The organism is Terrabacter sp. Root85 (assembly GCF_001429185.1).
GTDB lineage: Bacteria > Actinomycetota > Actinomycetes > Actinomycetales > Dermatophilaceae > Terrabacter.
This window is the reverse complement of sequence record NZ_LMIW01000001.1, coordinates 394,946-416,904: the sequence shown is the minus strand read 5'-3', so window position 1 is coordinate 416,904 and position 21,959 is coordinate 394,946. Positions and strand designations below refer to the sequence as shown.

Sequence of the window (21,959 nt, the reverse complement as noted above, 5' to 3'; positions counted from 1 at the left end):
GCGTGTCCCGCGTGGTCCGAGTCTGTCGGCGTGATGCGTACGCTGAGTGTCGTGGACCCGACGACAGCGGCAACGCTCGGTGGCATCGCCGGCCTCGCCCTGGGCGGCGTGGCGATGGTCGCCGTGCGCCTGTCGGACCGCTCGACGGCGGCCGAGACGCCCTCGCCGCCCGCTCCGCCGCTGCCCCCCGGCGTCGGTGAGGTCATCGCCGTGCTCCGCTCGAGCGGCATCCTCGTCGACTCGTCCGACCGGGTCGTCAACAACTCACCCGCCGCCGTCGCCCAGGGCCTGGTGCGCGGCCAGGAGCTCGTCCACCCGGAGCTGCTCCACCTCGCCCGCGCCGTGCGCCGCGACGGTGTCATCCGCGAGGCCGAGCTGACCCTGCAGAAGGGCATCGGCGACGGCCGTCTCGTCGTCGCCGCCCGGGTCGCGCCCCTCGGCGCCGACCACGTGCTCCTCCTCGTCGAGGACCGCTCCAAGGCGGCCCGCGTCGAGGAGATCCGCCGCGACTTCCTCGCCAACGTCAGCCACGAGCTCAAGACCCCGGTCGGCGGCATCTCGCTGCTCGCCGAGGCCGTGCTCGACGCGCACGACGACCCCGAGGCGGTCGCGCGCTTCGCGAAGCGGATCAGCGTCGAGTCCGAGCGGTTGACGCGACTCGTCAAGGAGATCGTCGAGCTCTCGCGCCTCCAGGGCGCCGACGTCATCAAGGACCCGACGGTCATCGACGTCGGTGCGTGCGCGCGAGACGCCGCCGACCGCAGCCGACTCATCGCCGACGAGCACCGCATCGAGATCGTGACGGCCATCGACGAGGGCTGTGAGGTGTGGGGTGACGCCGAGCTCGTGACCACGGCCATCAGCAACCTCGTCGGCAACGCCATCGCCTACTCCGACGGCGGCACCCGTGTCGGCGTCATGGTGCGTCGAGGTCGCCCGGGTGTCATCGACGTCTCCGTCACCGACCAGGGACTCGGCATCGCGCCCGACGAGCAGCAGCGCATCTTCGAGCGCTTCTACCGCGTCGACACGGCCCGGTCGCGGGCCACCGGCGGCACCGGGCTGGGCCTGGCCATCGTCAAGCACGTCGCCGACAACCACGGCGGCAACGTGTCGGTGTGGTCCGAGCCGGGTCGGGGGTCGACGTTCACCATCGAGCTGCCCGCCGCCAACGCCTCCGCCGCGATCGCGCCCGCCGATCCGACGACGTATGCCGCCCTCCCGCCGTCCGAGCCCGACGTCCCCTCCGAGACCCAGACCGAGACCCAGACCGAGACCCAGACCGAGGCCGAGGTCGACGCCGGGCGCGGCGCCGCGCCTGAGGCCGAGCCGTCCCGCGGCGCCGGCCCGACCCCGTCCGTCAACGCCTAGTCACGTCCCCACTGCCTGAGCAGCCCACCAGCCCCACGCTGCCCGACCCCGAGAGGCCCGTAGTGAGTCGCATTCTCATCGTCGAGGACGAGGTGTCGTTCTCCGACCCGTTGTCCTACCTGTTGAAGAAGGAGGGCTACGACGTCGCCGTGGCCGAGACCGGGCCCGACGGCCTGGCCGAGTTCGACAAGAACGGGGCCGACCTCGTCCTGCTCGACCTCATGCTGCCCGGCCTCTCGGGGGTCGACGTGTGCCGCGCGCTGCGCCAGCGCTCCTCGGTGCCGGTCATCATGCTGACCGCCAAGGACAGCGAGATCGACAAGGTCGTCGGCCTAGAGATCGGTGCCGACGACTACGTCACGAAGCCCTACTCGAGCCGTGAGCTGCTCGCGCGCGTCAAGGCCGTGCTGCGTCGCCTCGCCGAGCCGGAGGACCTGCTGCCCTCGACGCTCGAGTCGGGACCGGTCCGGATGGACGTCGAGCGCCACACCGTGAGCGTCCAGGGGCGGTCGGCGTCGCTGCCGCTCAAGGAGTTCGAGCTGCTCGAGATGCTGCTGCGCAACTCCGGTCGCGTCCTGACCCGCATGCAGCTCATCGACCGCGTCTGGGGCAGCGACTACGTCGGCGACACGAAGACGCTCGACGTCCACGTGAAGCGCCTCCGCGCGAAGATCGAGCCCGACCCGGCCAACCCGGTGCACATCGTCACCGTGCGCGGGCTCGGCTACAAGTTCGAGGCCGGCTGAGCCGAGCGGTGTGCCGGCGGCTGTGCCCCGCACACCTGCTGCGGTCTGACGATCGGGAGCAGCCCCCGACGGTGGGGCTCAGCTGCCGGTGGGCGCGGGCGTCACCGTGGCGTAGTAGCCGCTCGCCGTGAGCACGGGCACCTTGACGACGGTCGTGCCACCGGCGCTCGACGTGATGGTGACGGGGACGAGGCCGCCCGGCTTGGTCTTGACGTCGGTCAGCTGCAGACCCTTGCCGGCGAGGTTCACCTGCTCGCGCGGGCCGAGCTGCACCTCCGAGCCGCTGGGCGCGCTCGTGGCGTTGGGGTCGGCCTGGGGCGCGATCTGGACGGTCATGTCCTGCTCGCCGAGGTTGATGGCCGAGCCGGAGATCACGACCGTCCCGCTGCCGTCACCGACGAGCGCGAGGTCGCGCACGGCGAGCTCTCCCACGTCGGCGGGGACGCCGTCGGCCGGGACGTAGGGCGTGTTGGTCTGGACGGGCGAGTTGACCTGGCACCCGGTCGTCACGACGGCGAGGGCGACACCGGCGAGCACCGTCGACACCCGGCGGGTGGACGAGCGACGCGCGGGGGTCAGGGCGGGGTATCGACGCTTCACGGGCGACAGCCTACCGGCGTACGACTCGTCGGACCCGTGCACCCGCCGTCACGGCTCGGCGGGCGCGCCGAGCCGACGTCGGCCGCGGCTCCGACGCGATGTCCACCGGCCGCCGACGGGCGCCTCGGCCGCCCTGATCCGTCCCCGAGAGGCTGGCGCAAAGCATGCCGAACGGCGTTCTGTCAAGACGTCACATATCGCGTCCCGGGCCTCGACTGTGGCTCTGACCTGCACAGATGCCGGATCCTGAGATCGCGATGTGCACAGCTTCGTGATAATCTGGAGGTCGCGAAAGGGGAAAACAGCAGATGGTTTTCAAGGTCGGCGAGACGGTCGTGTACCCCCACCACGGGGCTGCACTCATCGAAGAGATCAACACACGCACGATCAAGGGAGAGGACAAGCTCTACCTCAAGCTCAAGGTCGCCCAAGGTGACCTGACGATCGAGGTCCCCGCCGAGAACTGTGACCTCGTGGGTGTCCGCGACGTCGTCGGCAAGGAAGGCCTCGACCGCGTTTTCGAGGTGCTCCGCACGCCGCACACCGAGGAGCCGACCAACTGGTCGCGTCGCTACAAGGCGAACCTCGAGAAGCTTGCGTCGGGTGACGTCATCAAGGTCGCCGAGGTCGTGCGCGACCTGTGGCGTCGTGACCAGGACCGTGGTCTGTCGGCCGGCGAGAAGCGCATGCTCGCCAAGGCCCGCCAGATCCTCGTCTCCGAGCTCGCGCTCGCGGAGAAGACGAACGAGGAGAAGGCAGAGACCATCCTCGACGAGGTCCTCGCTTCCTGATCAGGGCAGCACACTGAACAACGAGACCGGAGCCGGTCGCGTCGGCGTCATCGTCGTCGCGGCCGGCTCCGGCTCGCGTCTGGGGGCACGTGTGCCCAAGGCGTTCGTGCCCCTCGCCGGGCTGCCCCTGCTCGGGCACGCCCTGCGGGGGGTCCTGTCGTGCGCCGCGGTGGCCCAGGTCGTCCTCGTCGTCCCCGACACCCACCGGGCGCAGGCCGACGAGCTCGCCGAGGGCGTATGCCGTGAGCTCCGGTCCGCGACGCCGGTGACCGTCGTGCCGGGCGGGGCCGAGCGGGGCGACTCCGTCGCGGCCGGTCTGCGGGTGCTCGGCGGGGACGTCGACATCGTCCTCGTCCACGACGCCGCCCGGTGCCTGACGCCGGTCGACGTCTTCGACCGGGTGGTCGCCGCCGTCGCGGCAGGCGCCGTGGCGGTCGTGCCCGGCACCGCGGTCGTCGACACGATCAAGCAGGTCGACGGCGACGGGTTCGTCGTCGCCACCCCCGACCGCTCGGGCCTGCGCGCGGTGCAGACGCCCCAGGGCTTCCGCCGTGACGTCCTCGAGCGCGCCCACGCCGGGTCGAGCGACGCCACCGACGACGCCGGGCTCGTCGAGCGGCTGGGGGGGCGGGTCCTCGTCGTCGAGGGTGACCCCCGGGCCCTCAAGGTCACGACGCCGAGCGACCTCGAGGCCGCGGCCCGCCTGCTCGGCGCCTCCTGACCTCGGACCCGACCGCGGACCCGAGCTCGGGCCCCACCGTCGTTCGAGGTGTTCCGCGGTCACGGGTGACCGCAGCACACATCGAACCCGGGAGTTGCCTATCCTCGGCAGCGTGACGACCGACCCCAGCACCGCCCTGTCCCGACCGACGGCTCTCATCACCGGTGGTGGCACCGGCATCGGTGCGGCCATCGCGCGGCGGCTGTCGCGCGACGGCTTCGACGTCGTCGTCGCCGGCCGTCGCCGCGAGAAGCTCGACGAGGTCGTGGCCGACATCCAGGGCGCCGGCCGCTCGGCCCGTGCGCTCGTCATGGACGTCACCGACCCGGCAACGGTGACCGAGGGCGTCGCGTCGCTCGGTCGGTGCGACGTCGTCGTCAACAACGCCGGCGGCGCGCTCGGGGTGACCCGCGTCGAGGACGGTGACCCCGAGGAGTGGGAGCGGATGTTCGCCTCGAACGTCGTGGGGACCCTGCGCGTCACCCAGGCCGTGCTGCCGCTGCTGCGACGCTCCTCCCGGGCCACGATCGTCGACATCAGCTCGATCGCCGGTGAGCGCGTCTACGAGGGTGGCGCCGGCTACGTCGCGGCCAAGCACGGCACGTCCGTCGTCTCCGAGACCCTGCGCCTCGAGCTCAACGGCGAGAACATCCGCGTCGTCGACATCCGGCCCGGCATGGTCCACACCGAGGAGTTCTCCCTGACCCGGCTCCACGGGGACCGCGCCGCGGCCGACAAGGTCTACGACGGGGTCGACCGTCCGCTCGTCGCCGACGACGTCGCGGAGTGCGTCGGTTTCGTCGTCGGGCTGCCGCAGCACGTCAACATCGACACGATGGTCATCAAGCCGGTGGCGCAGGCCGCTCCCCACAAGATCCACCGCGGCCCGATCGACTGGAAGGACGCCTGATGACGTCGCTCCCGCGCGTCGGGGTGGGCGTCGACGTCCACGCGTACGCCCCCGAGGGGACCGACCGCGAGCTGTGGGTCGCCGGGCTGCACTGGCCGGGGGAGCGGGGTCTCGACGGCCACTCCGACGCGGACGTCGCGGCCCACGCGGCGTGCGACGCGATCTTCTCGGCGGCCGGGATCGGTGACCTGGGCGCGCACTTCGGCACGTCGCGCCCCGAGCTCGCCGGAGCCTCCGGCGTCACGCTGCTCTCCGAGGCGGCACGGCTCGTGCGCGAGGCCGGCTACGAGATCGGCAACATCGCGGTCCAGGTCGTCGGCAACCGGCCCAAGGTCGGCACCCGCCGCGCAGAGGCCGAGGCGGTGCTCACCTCCGCCGCAGGAGCGCCCGTGTCGGTGAGCGGCACGACGACCGACGGGCTGGGCCTGACCGGCCGCGGCGAGGGCGTCGCCGCCGTCGCGACGGCTCTCGTCGTCCCCACCCCCCCGTCGAGTGAGCGCTCCGCACCAGTCGAGTGAGCGCTCCGTCCCAGGCGGGGCACGCGCGGACGCACCGGACGTGACCGGGCGCTCACTCGTGTGTGGCTGGGCGCTCACTCGAGGGTGACGGGGAGGCCGCCCGCATCGAGCGGGGGGAGGGTCTGTCAGGATCGAGGGGACCGCAGGGACGCACGCCGAGGAGCCAACATGCCGCAGACCGTCAAGGGTGTCATCAGCCGCAGCAAGGGGGCCGACGTCGAGGTCGTCGACGTCGTCGTGCCGGACCCGGGCCCGGGTGAGGCGGTCGTCAAGATCGAGACCTGCGGGGTGTGCCACACCGACCTCCACTACCGCGAGGGCGGCATCAACGACGACTACCCCTTCCTGCTCGGCCACGAGGCCGCCGGCTACGTCGAGGCCGTGGGCGAGGGCGTCACCGACGTCGCCCCGGGCGACTTCGTCATCCTCAACTGGCGCGCCGTGTGCGGCCAGTGCCGGGCCTGCGCCAAGGGCAAGCCCTGGTACTGCTTCAACACGCACAACGCCACGCAGAAGATGACGCTGACCGACGGGACCGAGCTGACCCCCGCCCTGGGCATCGGAGCCTTCATCGAGAAGACGCTCGTCGCCGCCGGCCAGTGCACCAAGGTGCCCGAGGCCGACGCCGCTGCCGTCGGTCTGCTCGGCTGCGGCGTCATGGCCGGCTTCGGTGCGGCCGTCAACACGGGCGGCGTGGGACGCGGCGACTCGATCGCCGTCATCGGCTGCGGAGGCGTCGGCAACGCGGCGATCGCCGGTGCCAAGGTGGCCGGCGCGACGACGATCATCGCCGTCGACGTCAGCGACGCGAAGCTCGAGCAGGCCAAGCACTTCGGCGCGACGCACACCGTCAACAGCACGGACACCGACGCCGTCGAGGCGATCCGCAGCCTCACCGACGGCAACGGCGCCGACGTCGTCGTCGAGGCGGTCGGACGCCCCGAGACCTACGAGCAGGCCTTCTACGCGCGAGACCTCGCCGGCACCGTCGTCCTCGTCGGCGTGCCCACGCCGGACCAGCAGGTCACCCTGCCGATGATCGAGATCTTCGGCCGTGGGGGCAGCCTCAAGTCCAGCTGGTACGGCGACTGCCTCCCGAGCCGGGACTTCCCGATGCTCGTCGACCTCTACAAGCAGGGCCGTTTCGACCTCGACGCCTTCGTCTCCGAGCGGATCGGCCTCGCAGACATCGAGGCGGCGTTCGACAAGATGCACGCCGGTGAGGTCCTGCGATCGGTGGTCGAGCTGTGAGCGCCGACGCGGCGGGCGACCGGGTCACGCCCTCGCAGGGCGGCGTCCGCATCGACCACACGACGACCGCGGGCACCTTCAGCCTCGACGGCGGCACGTGGGAGGTCGAGAACAACGTCTGGGTGATCGGCGACGACACGGAGTGCGTCGTCATCGACGCCCCGCACGACGCCGGCCCGATCCTCGAGTTCGTCGGTGACCGCCGCCTGACCCACGTCCTGCTGACGCACGCGCACGACGACCACGTCACGGTCGTGCCCGAGCTACTCGCCGCCCATCCCGGGGCGAAGGTCGCGCTCCACCCCGACGACCGCGTCCTGTGGGACCAGAGCCACCCCGACCTCGCCCCGTCGCTGGACCTCGCCGACGGCGACGTGGTGCAGGTCGGCGACGTCGAGCTCTTCGTGCTGCACACCCCCGGCCACGCGCCGGGAGCCTGCTGCTTCCATGCCCGCGACCTCGGGGTCGTCTTCACCGGTGACACGCTCTTCCAGGGCGGCCCCGGCGCGACCGGTCGGTCCTACTCCGACTTCCCGACCATCGTCGAGTCGATCAAGGACCAGCTGCTCTCCCTCCCACCCGAGACGGTCGTCCTCACCGGGCACGGCCGAGCGACGACCATCGGCGACGAGAAGCCGGATGTCGAGGAGTGGATCCGCCGGGGTCACTGACCCACCTGCCGAGCCACCCGGCATACGCAAGCGGGCGTATGCCGGGTGCCCGGGTCGGCGGTCCCCGCTCGCTCAGGCGCGGGGCGCGTCGCGCAGCAGGCTGATCTTCTGCCAGATCTTGCGGCCCATACCGGTCGTGAGGTTCTCGATCTCGCTCACGGTGTCGAGGACGAGGGCGTCGGTCGACTCCTCGGCGCACAGGGCGGCGGCCTTGGACGTCAGCGACAGCAGCTCGGAGCAGTACTCGAGGTAGAGGGCGTAGTCGCGCACCGACATCGTGCGCGGGCTGACGACCTCGTCGCCCGCCACCGTGCCGAGCCGGGTGTCGGGCAGCAGCGCCGCCGGGTCCTTGCTCATCTGGTGCATGTCGATGATGTGGGCGAGCGAGCGGAGGCGGTGCAGCCGGCGGATGAGGTCGTTGCGCACGACCCGGTCGGCGAGCGACAGGAGGAACCAGATCGCGATGCCGGCGAAGACGAGGTCGTTGATGAGGCTCTCGACGACGGGCAGCCACTCGAACGCGGCGACGGACCCGGCCCGGGCGACGGCGTCACGCACCGCGATGCCGACCGCGACGAGCGACACGGCGAGTACGACGACGATGAGGGCCCGCGAGGTCCACAGGAGGCCGGCCCGCTGGGCGGGGGCGCGGCGGCGGCGGTCGAGGAGGGCGTCGACGACCTTGCCGAGCTCCTCGGTGGCGGCACGCAGCCCGGGGTGGCGGGGCAGGTAGGTGTCGATGCGTTCGCCGAGGTAGCTGATGACGGCGCGCACCTCGGAACCGTCGAGCCGCTCGTAGCTCGTGAGCCGCGGTTGCGCCATGGCCCGAGCGTAGCCGCGGGGCGCCGGCGAGGTCGCGATCGTGGGCCGGCCGGGCCGGCCGGACGGCATACGTGCTCGTACGTGCGTGGTCGGGTGCGCGGCGACGCGCCGATAGACTTCGGCGGGTGAGCCTACGACTGTTCGACACCGCGACCCGGGAGCTGCGCGACTTCACGCCGCGCGAGGCGGGCAAGGTCGGCATGTACATCTGTGGCCTCACGACGCAGGGTGCGCCGCACATCGGGCACATCCGGTTCGCCGTCGCGTTCGACGTGCTGCGCCGCTGGCTCGAGGTCGGTCACGGCTACGACGTCACGCTCGTGCGCAACGTCACCGACATCGACGACAAGGTCCTGCGCAGGGCCGCCGACGCCGGTGAGGACTGGTTCGCCCTGACCTACCGCAACGAGCGCCTCACCTCGCAGGCGCTCGACGCGCTCGGCGTCGAGCCGGCCACCTACGAGCCGCGGGCGACCGGTCACGTCCCCGACATGGTGACCCTCATGGAGACGCTCATCGAGAAGGGCCACGCGTATGCCGCCCCCGACGGCAGCGGCGACGTGTACTTCGACGTGCGCTCGTGGCCCGAGTACGGCTCGCTGACGGGCCAGTCGCTCGACGACATGGTGGGCGCCGACGACGCCGACCCCCGCGGCAAGCGCGACCCGCGGGACTTCGCGCTCTGGAAGGGCCACAAGTCCGACGAGCCCGAGAGCGCGTCGTGGCCGACGCCCTTCGGCGCCGGTCGTCCGGGCTGGCACCTCGAGTGCTCGGCCATGGCCCGACGCTGGCTCGGCGACGAGTTCGACATCCACGGCGGTGGCATCGACCTGCGCTTCCCGCACCACGAGAACGAGCAGGCGCAGTCGCGCGCGGCCGGGCTCGGCTTCGCCCGCTACTGGCTCCACAACGCGTGGGTCACGGTCAAGGGCCAGAAGATGGGCAAGTCCCTCGGCAACGCCCTCGAGGTGCGTCACCTGCTCGAGCAGACGCGGCCGATCGTGCTGCGCTACTACCTCACGGCCGCGCACTACCGCTCGATGATCGAGTACCACCCCGGCTCCCTCGAGGAGGCCGCGGCCGCCGTCGAGCGCATCGAGGGCTTCCTCGAACGCGCGGCACGACGCGGCACGATCGTGCCCCTGGTGGCCGCCGCGCTCCCGGCCGCCTTCGTCGCCTCGATGGACGACGACCTCGGCGTCAGCGGGGCGCTCGCCGTCGTGCACGACACGGTGCGCGCCGGCAACAGCGCCCTCGACGAGGACGACGACGAGGCGGCCCTCGAGGCGGCGGCCGCCGTCGTCGCCATGACCGAGGTGCTCGGCATCAACCCGCTCGCTGCGCACTGGGGCTCCGGCGGCAGCCGCGAGGACGCCGCCTCGGAGCTGGCCCTCGACGCCCTCGTGCGGGCCCAGCTCGACGCCCGCCAGGTCGCCCGCCAGGAGCGCGACTTCGAGCGGGCCGACGAGATCCGCGACACGCTCACGGCGGTCGGCATCGAGATCACCGACACCCCGTCCGGCGCCCAGTGGTCGCTCGCCCGCCCGGCGCGCGGCGACGCCGAGACCGCCACCGACACCACCACCGACCACCCCACCGCGGCCCCCCGGGCCGAGAAGGCACAGGGCTGACATGCCAGGCAACTCCCAGCGGCGCGGCGCCATCCGCAAGAACAGCAAGGGCGCGACCGTGGGCTCCGGCGGCCAGCGCCGCCGCGGACTCGAGGGCAAGGGCCCCACGCCCAAGGCCTCCGAGCGCGAGTACCACCCCGCCCACAAGCGCGCCAAGGCGGCGGCGAAGCGGTCCGGCTCCGGTGCCCCCGGACCGGGCGGACGCGGCCAGGCCCGCTCGAAGAGCCGCAGCAAGGCCTCGAGCGAGATGGTCTACGGCCGCAACTCCGTCGTCGAGGCGCTGCGAGCCGACGTGCCGGTGGCGACGATGTACATCGCCACCCGCATCGACACCGACGACCGCGTGCGCGAGGCGCTCAAGATCGCGACCGAGCGTGGCCTCGCGATCCTCGAGACGCCGCGCGGCGAGCTCGACCGCCTCACCGACGGCGGCGTGCACCAGGGCATGGCGCTGCAGGTGCCGCCCTACGAGTACGCCCACCCGAACGACCTCATCGACCCCGAGATGCCCGGCATCCCGCTCGTCGTGGCGCTCGACGGCATCACCGACCCGCGCAACCTCGGCGCCATCGTGCGCTCCGTGGCGGCCTTCGGCGGCCACGGCGTCGTCGTGCCCGAGCGTCGCTCGGTCGGGATGACCGCGTCGGCGTGGAAGACCTCGGCCGGTGCTGCGGCCCGCATCCCCGTGGCGCGCGCGAGCAACCTGACCCGCGCCCTCGAGGAGTTCAAGAAGGCCGGCTTCTTCATCCTCGGCCTCGACATGGACGGCGATGTCGAGCTGCCCGACCTCTCCCTCGCGACGGAGCCGCTCGTCATCGTGACCGGGTCGGAGGGCAAGGGCCTCTCGCGCCTCGTCCGCGAGACGTGCGACCAGATCGTGTCGATCCCGATGAGCTCTGCCGTCGAGTCGCTCAACGCCGGCCTCGCCACGGGCGTCACGCTCTACGAGATCGCCCGCCAGCGCCGCCGCTGACTCTCGCCGCTGACCCCGGCCGGCCGGCCGGTGGCCGGCGGGGTCAGCGGCCCAGGTCACGATCCGGCCACTGGCGACCGTCCGGCATACGCTCAGGGAACTCCGACGGCCCGCCCGACGCTGGTCAGGTGGTGCTCGATAGAGTGCTGTCGACCTCCACTACGCCCTGTAGTACGCCGTGACGTGCCGCTGAGGGCGCGCAACCGAGCGCTGCGGCACCGCAGCGGGACCGACCGAAGGACAAGATTCGTGGCGAAGAGCAACCGTGCCGAGACGGCCGCCAGGGCAGCGCAGCTGCGCGCCGAGGCCGCCCGCAAGGACCGTCAGCGCACGCAGGTCATTGCCGCGTCGGTCGCGGTGGTCGTCATCGTGATCGCCGTCGTCCTGGGGATCGTCATCTCCAACCGGCCCAAGGATGCCCCCGCGGCCAGCGGCGGGGCGGCCGCGCTCGCCACCCTCGAGAAGCTGCCCGCCTCCCTCTTCGACCAGGCTCCGGCGCCGACGCCGGAGCAGGCCCCCGCCAAGCTCCAGGGCGGCACGGCGCTGACCCAGGACGGCAAGCCGAAGGTGCTCTACATCGGCGCCGAGTACTGCCCGTTCTGCGCGATGGAGCGCTGGGCGCTCATCGGGGCGCTGTCCCGTTTCGGCACGTTCACCGGTGTCACCGAGACGACGAGCTCGAGCGACGACGTCCACCCGAACACCCCGACGTTCTCCTTCAAGGACGCGAAGTACACCAGCGACGTCGTCGCGTTCGAGGCCGTCGAGACCCAGGATCGCAACAAGCAGCCGCTGCAGACCCTGGACGGCGAGAACCTCGCGCTCTTCCAGAAGTTCAACCCCGGTGGCGGCATCCCGTGGATCACCTACGGCGGCACCCACGCCACCGACGGCGCGACGGTCGACGCCAACGCCTTCGAGGGCAAGACCTACGACCAGATCATCGCCGGCATCCAGGACCCGACGTCCGACATCGGCAAGACCGTGACGCCGGCCATCAACATGATCACCGCCCAGATCTGCGACCAGACCAAGGGCAAGCCCGCCGACGTCTGCACGAGCCAGGGCGTGGCGGCCGCGTCCGTGCTGCTCAAGCGGTGACGTCGGCGTGAGCCCGCAGCGTGACGACGTGACGACGGCCGACGACATCCCGGTCGGTGCCGGGCGAGTCCGACCCGGGTGGCTCGCCCCGGTGTCCGTCGGCCTCGTCGTCGTCGGGCTGATCGTCTCGGTCTACCTGACGTTCGAGCACTTCACCGCCAACGCGACCCTCGCCTGCAGCATCGGCGGCGTCGTCGACTGCGCGAAGGTGACGACGAGCGCGTGGAGCACCTTCATGGGCGTGCCCGTCGCGCTGCTCGGCCTCGTCTTCTTCGTCGTCGCCCTGGGCCTCTGCCTCCCGTCGGTCTGGCGGCGGCCGGAGCCCTGGCTCGACGCCGTCCGCCTCGCCTGGCTCACGATCGGCCTCGGCATGGCGCTCTACCTCGTGTGGGCCGAGCTCTACCGGATCCACGCGATCTGCCTGTGGTGCACGGCCGTCCACGTCGTGACGTTCCTGCTCTGGATCGTCGTCCTCTTCGGCCAGATCCTCTCGGGACCGGCTGACGACCTCGCGATGGGCACCGACGAGGACGCTGTGGCGGGTTGAGGTGTCCCGCCGGGCCGGGCGGCGACGAACCACCTCGATCCAGCCGGACGGCATACGTCCTCAGTCGAAGCGGCTGATGACGGGCATCTCCTCGGTGTCGACGCCGAGCACCGCCTTCTCCTCCGGCTTGGCCGGCAGGACCGTCGCGACGTAGTCGCGCAGCGCGTCCTCGATGGGGGTGTCGTGCCCGGCGCGCTCGCTCATGTACCAGCGGTGCTCGAGCACCTCGTGGAAGATCTCGGCCGGCTCGAGGCGGCCGGTCAGCTCTCGAGGCACGGCACGCGTCACCGGCTCGTAGATCTTGGCGAGCCAGTCGTGCGCGACGATCTCCTCGTCGTCACCCTGGCGGTCGGTCGCGGCGGCGTACGCGTCGAGGTCGTTGAGCAGGCGGCGGGCCTGGTTCTCGCCGACGTCGAGGCCGGTCAGGCGCAACAGGCGGCGGGAGTGGTGGCCCGCGTCGACGACCTTCGGGGTGATGACGATCTCGGTGCCGCCGATGTCGGTCGTCATCGACAGCTCGTCGACGTCGAAGCCGAGCTCGTTGAGGCGCCGGATGCGCTCGTCGACCCGCCAGCGGTCACCGACCTCGAAGCGCTCCGTGCCGGTGAGGGCGTCCCAGAGCGTGTGGTAGCGCTCGATGACCGATGCAGACACCTCGAAGGGGTCGGCGTGCTCCTCGAGGAAGCCCCCGGCCGCGAGGTCCATGAGCTCGCCGGCGATGTTGACCCGGGCGATGTCGAGGTCGTGCTCGCGCTGGCCGTTGGACAGCCGTGCGTGCAGCTCACCGGTCTCGGCGTCGACGAGGTAGGCGGCGAAGGCGCCCGCGTCACGACGGAAGAGCGTGTTGGAGAGCGAGACGTCGCCCCACCAGAAGCCTTCGAGGTGCAGGCGCACGAGCAGGACCGCCAGCGCGTCCATGAGACGCACTGCCGTGTCGGGCCGGAGGTTCTGGCTGTAGAGCGCGCGGTAGGGCAGGGAGAACTGCAGGTGGCGCGTGATGAGGCAGGCGTCGAGAGGCTCCCCGTCGGCCGTCGTGCGACCGTGGACGACACCGAACGGCTCGACCGACGGCACGTCGAGGCGACGCAGGTTGCGCAGCATGGCGTACTCGCGGTCGGCGATGTCGTCCTTGATCTCCTTGACGGCGAGGACGCGCGGCCCGAGCTTGACGAAGCGCACGACGTGTCGCGAGATGCCACGGGGCAGCGCGGCGAGGTGGCTCTCGGGCCACTCCTCCAGCGGTGTCGACCACGGCAGGTCGAGCAGGGCGGACTCGGGCCTGGCGGTGGTGATCTCGAGCGTCACGCGTTCATCGTGGCACGGTCGCGCGACAGGCGTCGATCAGCCCAGAGCGCAAGGGCGGCCAGCGCCAGGAAGAGGGCGGCGATGAGGGCGCAGTTGAGCAGGGTTCGGCCCAGGCCGATGGAGCCGACGTTGAGGAAGGGGTAGGGGTACCAGTCGACCAGCGGTCCGAGGGCGAGGGTGGCCACGAGCCAGAGGACCGGCCAGATGAGCGAGGGCAGCAGGTCCTCGCGCGTGACCTTGCCGCGCGGGCCGAAGACGGCCCACCCGACGAAGGTGAGGACCGGCACGACGATGTGGAGGAGCCGGTCGCAGACGAGAGAGCCCGTCGTGTAGTTCGGCGACGGGGGGAGTGCGATGGCCGCGACGATCCCGGTCACCGTGATCCCGACCAGCGACGCGAGGCGGACGACCCGGAAGACCTGCGACTCGATGCGTCCGCGCACGATGAGGAACGTCGAGACCGCGACGAGGAAGTTCGCCTGGATCGTGAAGTAGGAGAAGAAGCGCCGCACCTGCTCGGGCCGGGTGGTCGTCACCGCGCTCGAGTCGAGGATGTTGTCGCCGGTCGCCACGAGGTAGAGCTGGAAGGCGAGCGCGAAGACCGCGACGACGAGCGTCGCGACGTGCCAGTACCGCCCGATCGTCGACTTGGTCACACGCGGAGCCTAGGGCTTGCCGAGGTGCCGGTGCCGGATGTTGTCCAGCGTTGCGCCACAACGGCGCCGGGCCGGCACCCAGGAAGGGTGCCGGCCCAGCGGCGTGATGTGGTGGTACGCGAGTGGCTCAGTCGCCGACGCGCAGCCCTGACTCGGCGTTGAAGACGTGCACGTGGCCGGACTTGGGCTTGAGGTAGATCTTGTCGCCCTTCTCCGGGGGGCGGCGACCGTCGACGCGGGCGATGAACGGCACGGCGCCGGCGTTCTCGCCGGTGGCCTCGAGCAGCTTCTGCTCGGTGGAGCCGTAGATGTAGGCGTCGGCGCCGAGCTCCTCGACGACGTCGACCGTGACGGGGATGCCCGACTGGTCGGACGACAGCTCGAGGTCCTCGGGACGGACACCGAGCGTGACGTTCTTGCCGACGTTGGCGAGGTCCTCACGCGCCACCGGGACCGTGTGGCCGTGCAGGTCGACGCCGCCGTCGGTGACCGGCACCTCCATGAGGTTCATGGCGGGCGAGCCGATGAAGCCGGCGACGAAGACGTTGGCCGGGTGGTCGTACATGCGGCGCGGGCTGTCGCACTGCTGGAGGATGCCGTCCTTGAGCACCGCGACGCGGTCACCCATCGTCATGGCCTCGACCTGGTCGTGCGTGACGTAGACCGTCGTGACGCCGAGGCGGCGCTGGAGCGAGGCGATCTGCGTGCGGGTCTGGACGCGGAGCTTGGCGTCGAGGTTGGACAGCGGCTCGTCCATGAGGAACACCTGGGGGGAGCGCACGATCGCACGACCCATCGCGACGCGCTGGCGCTGGCCACCGGAGAGGGCCTTCGGCTTGCGGTCGAGGTACGGCGTCAGGTCGAGGATCTTGGCGGCCTCCTCGACGCGCTTGCGGATCTCCGCCTTGTCGACGCCGGCGATCTTGAGCGCGAAGCCCATGTTGTCGGCGACCGTCATGTGCGGGTAGAGCGCGTAGTTCTGGAAGACCATCGCGACGTCGCGGTCCTTGGGGGACAGGTTCGTCACGTCGCGGTCACCGATGAGGATGCGTCCGCCGTTGACCTCCTCGAGGCCGGCGAGCATGCGCAGGGAGGTGGACTTGCCACACCCGGAGGGGCCGACCAGGACGAGGAACTCCCCGTCCGCGATCTCGATGTTGAGCTTGTCGACGGAGGGAATCGGGTTCCCGGGGTACTGCCTCGTCGCGTTGTCGAACGTCACTGTTGCCATGGCTTCTTTGCCTTCCTTCACCGGCAGGAACGTGCCGGACGATCCGTTGTAAAGGTGTGCCTGCCCGGGTGAGCAGGCCTCGTCATCATGACCCATGCCCGCCCCGAAGGCCACCCCTGGTCCATCTGCACCCCTCTGACCTGCGGATTCGTGTTGTGTCCAGAACGTTGCAAAAAATTGCAGCAAGCGGGTTCCCGCTGTCTGCAACTTCTTGCTAGATTCCGGGGCACCGGTGGCGGCGTGTGCCACCTGGCTTCAAAGGAGAATCCATGCACAAGCGTGCGCTCGGCGCTGCTGCCGTCACGGGTGTTGCCGCCCTGGCCCTCAGCGCCTGCGGTGGGTCCAGCCCCACCACCCCGTCCGACACCGGCGCCGCCGGCTCGAGCAAGGCGGCGACGACCACCGGTGTCCCGGAGACGCCGAGCGGCACCGCTGCTCCCGTCCGTGACGCCAACGTCGACCTCGTCATCTGGACCGACGCCGACCGCTCGAAGGCCGTGCAGAAGTATGCCGACCAGTTCGCCGCCGAGAACGGTGTGACCGTCAAGGTCCAGATCTCGACCGACACCCGCGCCCAGTTCAAGGACGCGACCAAGGTCGGCAAGGGCCCCGACGTCATCGTCGGCGCCCACGACTGGCTCGGCGAGCTCGTCCAGAACTCGACGGTCGCGCCGGTCAACCTCAGCTCCGACGTCGCGGCGAAGTTCCTGCCGAAGGCGATCGAGGCGACGAAGTTCAACGGTCAGTCCTACGGCGTGCCCTACGCCGTCGAGAACATCGGCCTCATGTACAACAAGGACCTCGTCCCGAACCCGCCCAAGACCATGGACGAGCTCGTCGCCACCGGCGAGAAGCTCGTCAAGGAGGGCAAGGCCAAGCAGGTCCTCAGCCAGTTCGTCTCCAAGGTCGGCAACGCGTACTTCGCCTACCCGTACCTCTCGGCCTTCCCCGAGGGCGGCATCTTCGCGATCAAGCCCAACGGCGACTACGACCCGAACAAGGTCATCGTCAACACCCCTGACTCGATCAAGGGTGGCGACGCCCTCGCCGCGCTCGGCAAGAAGAAGGTCCTCTCGACCAACGTCGACGACACGAACCAGGACGCGCTCTTCGACACGAAGGCCGCGCCGTTCATGATCTCCGGTCCGTGGAGCGTCGCCAAGGCGAAGGAAGCCGGCATCAACTACGGCATCGCCCCGCTGCCGAGCCTCACCGGTGGCGGCGCCATGCGTCCGTTCCTCGGTGTCCAGATGTTCTACGTCTCGAGCAAGGCCAAGAACGCCGCTCTCGCGCAGGAGTTCGTCACGAACTACATCCCGCGCAAGGACGTCCAGCTGGCCCTCTTCGAGGTCGGCAAGCGTCCGCCGGCCCTCAAGGAGGCCTACGCCGAGGTCGCCGCGAGCGACCCCGACGTCAAGGCGTGGTACGAGGCCGGCATCGACGGCTCGCCGATGCCGAACATCCCCGCGATGAACTCGGTCTGGGGCCCCTTCGGCCAGGCGACCGCCGACATCATCGCCGGCAAGGCCGGCGCCAAGGAGCGTCTCGACGCTGCTGCCAAGGAGATCACGGCGAACATCGCCAAGGGCTGAGCTCCTTAGTCTGACAAGGGTTTCCGGGGTCCGTCCTGAGGGCGGACCCCGGGATCCCGGCCCGGGCACGGGCCATCGGGGAGCTCCGCGAGGGCTCCCCTTCGTGCACCTACGGCAACGGCGCCGGGTCGGCGCAAAAGGACGTGTCACATGACCAAGCCCATCGCTCTCGCGATCAAGTGGGTTCTCATCGTCGCGACGTTGGCCGGCATCCTGTGGATCGCCACCAAGCTCGCGCAGGCAGGCAACACGACGGCCGTCGTCATCGCGGGACTCGTGGGGATGGGCATCCTCGTGGTCTATGCGACGAGACGTTCGGTCCCGCTCAAGTACCTCGTCCCGGGTCTGATCTTCATGACCCTCTTCCAGCTCTGGCCGGTCATCTACACCGCGAGCCTGTCGACGACGAACTACGGCGACGGACACCTCTACAGCAAGCAGGAGTCGGTCACCGACATCATCGCCCAGTCGGTGCGTGAGGTCCCTGACACGCCCCGCTACAAGATGTCGGTCGCGACCGCCGAGGGCGGAGACCCCACCACCGCAGACCTCGTCCTGCTCCTCACCAAGCCCGACGGCAGCACGTACGTCGGTGACAAGACCGGTCTCAAGCCGCTACCCGCGACCGGTGTCGAGAAGACCCCCATCGGCAAGATCACCAAGGCGCCCGGCTACACCGTCCTCACCGCCAAGCAGGCGAACGCCAGGAGCAAGGACCTGTCGGCCATCGCGGTGCCGACGAGCGACGGGGGTGGCATCAAACCGGTGGGTCTCTCCGAGGCCTTCGAGGGCAAGGCCACGGTCACCTACGACCCGGCCGCCGACAAGCTGACCGACACGTCCACGACCCCGGCCACGGTGTACGAGCCCAAGGATGCCCGCTGGGTCAACGTCGCCGACCCCAGCCAGTCCTTCCCGCAGGGTTGGAAGGAGGGCGTCGGCCTCGCGAACTACTCGCGCATCTTCACCGACAGCACGATCCGCAGCGGCTTCCTCGGCATCTTCATCTGGAACATCGCCTTCGCAGTCCTGTCGGTGCTCACGACCTTCCTGCTGGGCATGCTCATCGCACTGCTCTTCAACGACCCGCGCCTGCGCGGCAAGTCCATCTACCGGTCGCTGCTGATCCTTCCCTACGCCCTGCCGTTCTTCGTGACGGCGCTGGTCTGGAAGGGCATGTTCAACCAGGACTACGGCATCATCAACCAGACGCTGGGACTGGACGTCGACTGGCTCGGAACGACGGGCGGAGCCCGTGCCGCGATCCTCATCACGAACCTCTGGCTGGGCTTCCCGTACATGTTCATCGTGTGCACGGGCGCGCTCCAGTCGATCCCGCAGGACGTGCGTGAGGCGGCGACCATCGACGGCGCCAACGCCTTCCGGACGCTCCGCTCGATCATCATGCCGTTGCTGCTCGTGGCCGTCGGCCCGCTGCTGCTCGCGTCGTTCGCGTTCAACTTCAACAACTTCGGGCTCATCTACCTGCTCACCAAGGGTGGCCCGTTCAACGGCGCCGACACGAGCATCGGCTCGAGCGACCTGCTCATCACGTACGCGTACCGTCTGGCCTTCTCGGGCAGCGCGCCCAACTACGGCTTCGCGGCCGCGGTGTCCGTGATCATCTTCCTGCTCGTGGCGCTGATGAGCATCCCGGGCTTCCGTCGCACCAAGGCCCTCGAGGAGGTCAACTGATGGCGACCGTCAACGCTCCCGTCCCTGCCGACCCGCGCATGGACACCCGCATCGCGGAGGAGACCGGTGCCAGCACGCCGGCCTCGCCCAAGCGTGGCGGTCTCGGCGGCTCGGTGTGGTGGCGCCACGCCCTGGGCATCCTCGCCCTGATGTGGGCGCTCTTCCCGATCCTCTTCATCTACTCGGCCGCGACGAACCCCAGCGGCACGCTCAACACGGCGAGCCTGTGGCCCTCGGGCTTCTCGACGAAGAACTTCGCCGACCTCTTCACCGACAGCTCGCGCCCGTTCTGGACCTGGTACAAGAACTCGATGATCATCTCGCTCTCGGGGGCGCTGGGCGCGGTCTTCATCGGCGCGTGCGCGGCCTTCGCCTTCTCGCGCCTGCGGTTCAAGGGCCGCCGGGGCGGCATGATGTTCCTGCTGCTGACGACGTTCTTCCCGGCGCTGCTCGCCATCGTCGCGCTGTACATCATCTTCGCGGGCATCGGTGACGTGCTGCCGGCCCTCGGGCTCAACACGGTGGCCGGCCTCACCCTCGCCTACCTCGGTGGGGCGCTCGGGGCCAACGTGTGGCTCCTCAAGGGCTACTTCGACACCGTGCCGCGCGAGCTCGACGAGGCAGCGATCGTCGACGGCGCGAGCCACGTTCGCATCTTCTTCACGATGACGCTGCGCCTGGTCATGCCGATCCTCGTGACGGTCTTCATGCTCGTCTTCGTCGGCCTCTACGGCGAGTTCATGCTGGCGAGCGTGTTCCTCACCGACGTCGACAACCAGACGCTCGGTGTCGGCCTCTACGGCATGACGCTCGGCAACGACGCGAACACCCTCTTCGGGCGGTTCACGGCCGGTGCCTTGCTCGGCTCGATCCCCGTCATGCTGCTCTACCTCGCCTTCCAGCGCCAGCTGGTCGGTGGCCTGACCACGGGATCCGTGAAGTGACGCCTGCCCCGACCCGCCAGCTGACGTGGCTGAGCCAGCCGCACCACGACGGGTCGGGGCGGTACGTCTCCAACCAGGCGCCCCGCCTCGGCGACCGCGTCGACGTGCTCGTGCGCGTCCCGCTCGAGGCCGGGGTCGAGGCCGTCCACGTGCGCACCTCGCCCGACGGCGAGGCGACGTTCACGGTGGCGCGCAAGGTGCGCACCACGGGCGCCGACGACTGGTGGCGTGCCACCCTGACCTGCCACAACCCGGTCACGAACTACCGCTTCCTGCTCACGGCCGGCCCGACGAAGTACGCGTGGCTCAACGGGACCGGCGTCCACGAGCGGGACGTCCCCGACGCGAGCGACTTCCGGCTCGTGGCGCACGCCACCCCGCCGCCCGAGTGGGCACTGGGGTCGGTCGTCTACCAGATCTTCCCCGACCGCTTCGCGCGCTCGAAGGGTGCCGACAAGCACGAGACGCCCGACTGGGCCGTCGCCGCGGCCTGGTCCGACCCGGTCGACCTCAGCCCGAAGGGCGTCGGCCACCAGCTCTACGGCGGCGACCTCGACGGCATCACCGAGCACCTCGACCACCTCGAGTCGCTCGGCGTCGACGTCGTCTACATGACGCCCTTCTTCCCGGCGCGCTCCAACCACCGCTACGACGCGTCGTCGTTCGAGCAGATCGACTCGCTCCTCGGTGGGGCCCCTGCCCTGCGCCGGCTCACCAAGGCAGCCCACGATCGCGGCATGAAGGTGATGGGCGACTTCACGACGAACCACACGGGCAACGCCCACGAGTGGTTCCTCAAGGCGGCCGGTCCGGGCGGGAAGAACACGCCTGAGCGGGACTACTACATCTGGGAGGACGGGACCTACGTCGCCTGGCTCGGCGTCCCGTCCCTGCCGAAGCTGAACCACCTGAACGCCGCCCTGCGCCACCGCATCTTCGAGGACCCCCAGGGGGTCGTACGCAAGTGGCTGGGCCGCTCGGGCGGGCTCGACGGATGGCGCGTCGACGTCGCGAACATGACCGGTCGCTGGCGTGCCACCGACGTCAACCACGACGTCGCCCGACAGATGCGTGACGTCATGGGCCGGGTCGCGCCGGACGCCCTGCTCGTCGGGGAGCACTTTCACGACTACACGCCCGACATGCCCGGCGACGGCTGGCACGGCGTCATGAACTACGCCGGCTTCTGCAAGCCGACGTGGACGTGGCTGCGAGAGGAGCCGAAGGACCCGCGCTTCCTCGGTGCCCCCGTGCCGCTGCCGCTCCTCGAAGCCGGTGCGGTCGTCGAGACGATGCGTGACTTCACGTCACGGATCGCCTGGCAGTCGCTCGTCCATTCTTTCAACCTCGTCGGGTCCCACGACGTGCCGCGGATCCGCACCCTCGTCGGCCCCGACTCCGTCGAGACGGCGGTCGGCCTGCTCATGACCTTCCCGTCGATGCCGATGATGACCTACGGCGACGAGATCGGCATGGAGGGAACCTTCGGCGAGGACGGTCGCCGTCCGATGCCGTGGGACGAGAACGCTTGGGACGCAGACGTGCTCGCGGTCTATCGGGGCCTGATCCAAGCACGCCAGCGCTCGGTCGCGTTGCGACGCGGAGGCCTGCGCTGGGTGCACGCCGAGGGGGATGCCATGGTCTACCTCCGCGAGACGCTCGACGAGGTGGCCCTCGTGCACGTGGCGCGAGCGGCGCACGAGCCCGTCGTCCTCGACCCGCGACACCTCGCGGGCATCGAGTCCGGCACACCGGCATACGGACTCGCTCCGAAGGTCGGCAAGCGTGCTGTCACACTGAGCGCCAGCGGGCCCGGGGTCAGCATCTGGACGTGGCGCCCGACCGACGACGGTCCACGACACGTGCGACGAAGGGGGAGGTGA

The 21,959-nt window shown here is 70.4% G+C and carries 21 protein-coding genes; 16 read left to right on the top strand and 5 right to left on the bottom strand.

The features are described 5' to 3' along the window. Positions 1-51 precede the first annotated feature (51 nt). Entirely contained in the window at positions 52-1,371 is a 1,320-nt protein-coding gene (locus ASE25_RS01980) for a cell wall metabolism sensor histidine kinase WalK (protein WP_056822364.1), read from the top strand. Between the two features lie 62 nt (positions 1,372-1,433). After that, a complete protein-coding gene (locus tag ASE25_RS01975; RefSeq protein WP_020145710.1) occupies positions 1,434-2,117 on the top strand; it encodes a response regulator transcription factor in 684 nt (227 codons plus the stop codon). Positions 2,118-2,195: 78 nt separating this feature from the next. On the opposite strand, the gene ASE25_RS01970 is transcribed toward ASE25_RS01975, so the two are convergent. Continuing rightward, a complete protein-coding gene (locus ASE25_RS01970) occupies positions 2,196-2,717 on the bottom strand; it encodes a hypothetical protein (protein WP_056772675.1) in 522 nt (173 codons plus the stop codon). 308 nt (positions 2,718-3,025) lie between these two features. Here ASE25_RS01970 and ASE25_RS01965 point away from each other — a divergent pair, with 308 nt between their 5' ends. From ASE25_RS01965 to ASE25_RS01940, 6 genes are all read left to right on the top strand, one after another. Next, the gene (locus ASE25_RS01965) at positions 3,026-3,508 is read left to right on the top strand and encodes a CarD family transcriptional regulator (protein WP_020145708.1); all 483 of its coding nucleotides are present in this window, start codon (positions 3,026-3,028) and stop codon (positions 3,506-3,508) included. A 13-nt stretch (positions 3,509-3,521) separates the two neighbouring features. Further along, positions 3,522-4,229, top strand: coding sequence for a 2-C-methyl-D-erythritol 4-phosphate cytidylyltransferase (ispD, locus tag ASE25_RS01960; RefSeq protein ID WP_056823752.1), 708 nt, complete (start codon positions 3,522-3,524; stop codon positions 4,227-4,229). A 112-nt stretch (positions 4,230-4,341) separates the two neighbouring features. Further along, positions 4,342-5,139: an SDR family oxidoreductase gene (locus ASE25_RS01955; protein ID WP_056822362.1), complete on the top strand. Its 798-nt coding sequence runs from the start codon at positions 4,342-4,344 to the stop codon at positions 5,137-5,139. Then, positions 5,139-5,657 carry a 2-C-methyl-D-erythritol 2,4-cyclodiphosphate synthase gene (gene ispF, locus ASE25_RS01950; RefSeq protein ID WP_056822360.1) on the top strand — a complete coding sequence of 173 codons (519 nt, stop codon included), beginning with the start codon at positions 5,139-5,141 and terminating at the stop codon, positions 5,655-5,657. The genes ASE25_RS01955 and ispF overlap by 1 nt, the downstream gene beginning before the upstream one ends. 168 nt (positions 5,658-5,825) lie before the next feature. Then, positions 5,826-6,908 (top strand): S-(hydroxymethyl)mycothiol dehydrogenase, encoded by a 1,083-nt coding sequence (locus ASE25_RS01945; protein WP_056822357.1) that lies wholly within the window; start codon positions 5,826-5,828, stop codon positions 6,906-6,908. Beyond that, positions 6,905-7,579, top strand: coding sequence for an MBL fold metallo-hydrolase (locus ASE25_RS01940; RefSeq protein ID WP_056822355.1), 675 nt, complete (start codon positions 6,905-6,907; stop codon positions 7,577-7,579). The genes ASE25_RS01945 and ASE25_RS01940 overlap by 4 nt, the downstream gene beginning before the upstream one ends. A gap of 72 nt (positions 7,580-7,651) precedes the next feature. Here the strand turns inward: ASE25_RS01940 and ASE25_RS01935 are convergent, their stop codons facing one another. After that, on the bottom strand, positions 7,652-8,401 hold the full coding sequence (locus tag ASE25_RS01935) for a hypothetical protein (RefSeq protein ID WP_156415407.1): 750 nt from the start codon (positions 8,399-8,401) through the stop codon (positions 7,652-7,654). 125 nt (positions 8,402-8,526) lie between these two features. Between ASE25_RS01935 and cysS the strand changes: the two genes are divergently transcribed. From cysS to ASE25_RS01915, 4 genes are all read left to right on the top strand, one after another. Further along, positions 8,527-10,032 (top strand): cysteine--tRNA ligase, encoded by a 1,506-nt coding sequence (gene cysS / locus ASE25_RS01930; RefSeq protein WP_056822352.1) that lies wholly within the window; start codon positions 8,527-8,529, stop codon positions 10,030-10,032. Position 10,033: 1 nt separating this feature from the next. Next, on the top strand, positions 10,034-11,005 hold the full coding sequence (gene rlmB / locus ASE25_RS01925; RefSeq protein WP_056771598.1) for a 23S rRNA (guanosine(2251)-2'-O)-methyltransferase RlmB: 972 nt from the start codon (positions 10,034-10,036) through the stop codon (positions 11,003-11,005). Between the two features lie 249 nt (positions 11,006-11,254). Next, complete coding sequence (locus tag ASE25_RS01920; RefSeq protein WP_056771595.1) at positions 11,255-12,106, top strand: DUF929 family protein; 852 nt, start codon at positions 11,255-11,257, stop codon at positions 12,104-12,106. Between the two features lie 7 nt (positions 12,107-12,113). After that, the gene (locus tag ASE25_RS01915) at positions 12,114-12,653 is read left to right on the top strand and encodes a vitamin K epoxide reductase family protein (protein ID WP_056771592.1); all 540 of its coding nucleotides are present in this window, start codon (positions 12,114-12,116) and stop codon (positions 12,651-12,653) included. 60 nt (positions 12,654-12,713) lie between these two features. Here the strand turns inward: ASE25_RS01915 and ASE25_RS01910 are convergent, their stop codons facing one another. The 3 genes from ASE25_RS01910 to ASE25_RS01900 form a co-directional block, all read right to left on the bottom strand. Beyond that, entirely contained in the window at positions 12,714-13,958 is a 1,245-nt protein-coding gene (locus ASE25_RS01910) for a DUF4032 domain-containing protein (protein ID WP_056771589.1), read from the bottom strand. Beyond that, a complete protein-coding gene (locus ASE25_RS01905; protein WP_056771587.1) occupies positions 13,955-14,614 on the bottom strand; it encodes a Pr6Pr family membrane protein in 660 nt (219 codons plus the stop codon). Before ASE25_RS01905 ends, ASE25_RS01910 begins: the two co-directional genes overlap by 4 nt. A gap of 127 nt (positions 14,615-14,741) precedes the next feature. Then, a complete protein-coding gene (locus tag ASE25_RS01900) occupies positions 14,742-15,845 on the bottom strand; it encodes an ABC transporter ATP-binding protein (protein WP_028785824.1) in 1,104 nt (367 codons plus the stop codon). A 269-nt stretch (positions 15,846-16,114) separates the two neighbouring features. Here ASE25_RS01900 and ASE25_RS01895 point away from each other — a divergent pair, with 269 nt between their 5' ends. From ASE25_RS01895 to ASE25_RS01880, 4 genes are all read left to right on the top strand, one after another. Beyond that, positions 16,115-17,437, top strand: a complete 1,323-nt coding sequence (locus tag ASE25_RS01895; RefSeq protein WP_056822349.1) for a maltose ABC transporter substrate-binding protein — start codon at positions 16,115-16,117, stop codon at positions 17,435-17,437. A 150-nt stretch (positions 17,438-17,587) separates the two neighbouring features. After that, positions 17,588-19,132 (top strand): ABC transporter permease subunit, encoded by a 1,545-nt coding sequence (locus tag ASE25_RS01890; RefSeq protein ID WP_056771581.1) that lies wholly within the window; start codon positions 17,588-17,590, stop codon positions 19,130-19,132. Further along, positions 19,132-20,076, top strand: coding sequence for a sugar ABC transporter permease (locus ASE25_RS01885; RefSeq protein ID WP_056771578.1), 945 nt, complete (start codon positions 19,132-19,134; stop codon positions 20,074-20,076). Before ASE25_RS01890 ends, ASE25_RS01885 begins: the two co-directional genes overlap by 1 nt. Continuing rightward, positions 20,073-21,959 (top strand): glycoside hydrolase family 13 protein, encoded by a 1,887-nt coding sequence (locus ASE25_RS01880; protein WP_082619376.1) that lies wholly within the window; start codon positions 20,073-20,075, stop codon positions 21,957-21,959. The genes ASE25_RS01885 and ASE25_RS01880 overlap by 4 nt, the downstream gene beginning before the upstream one ends.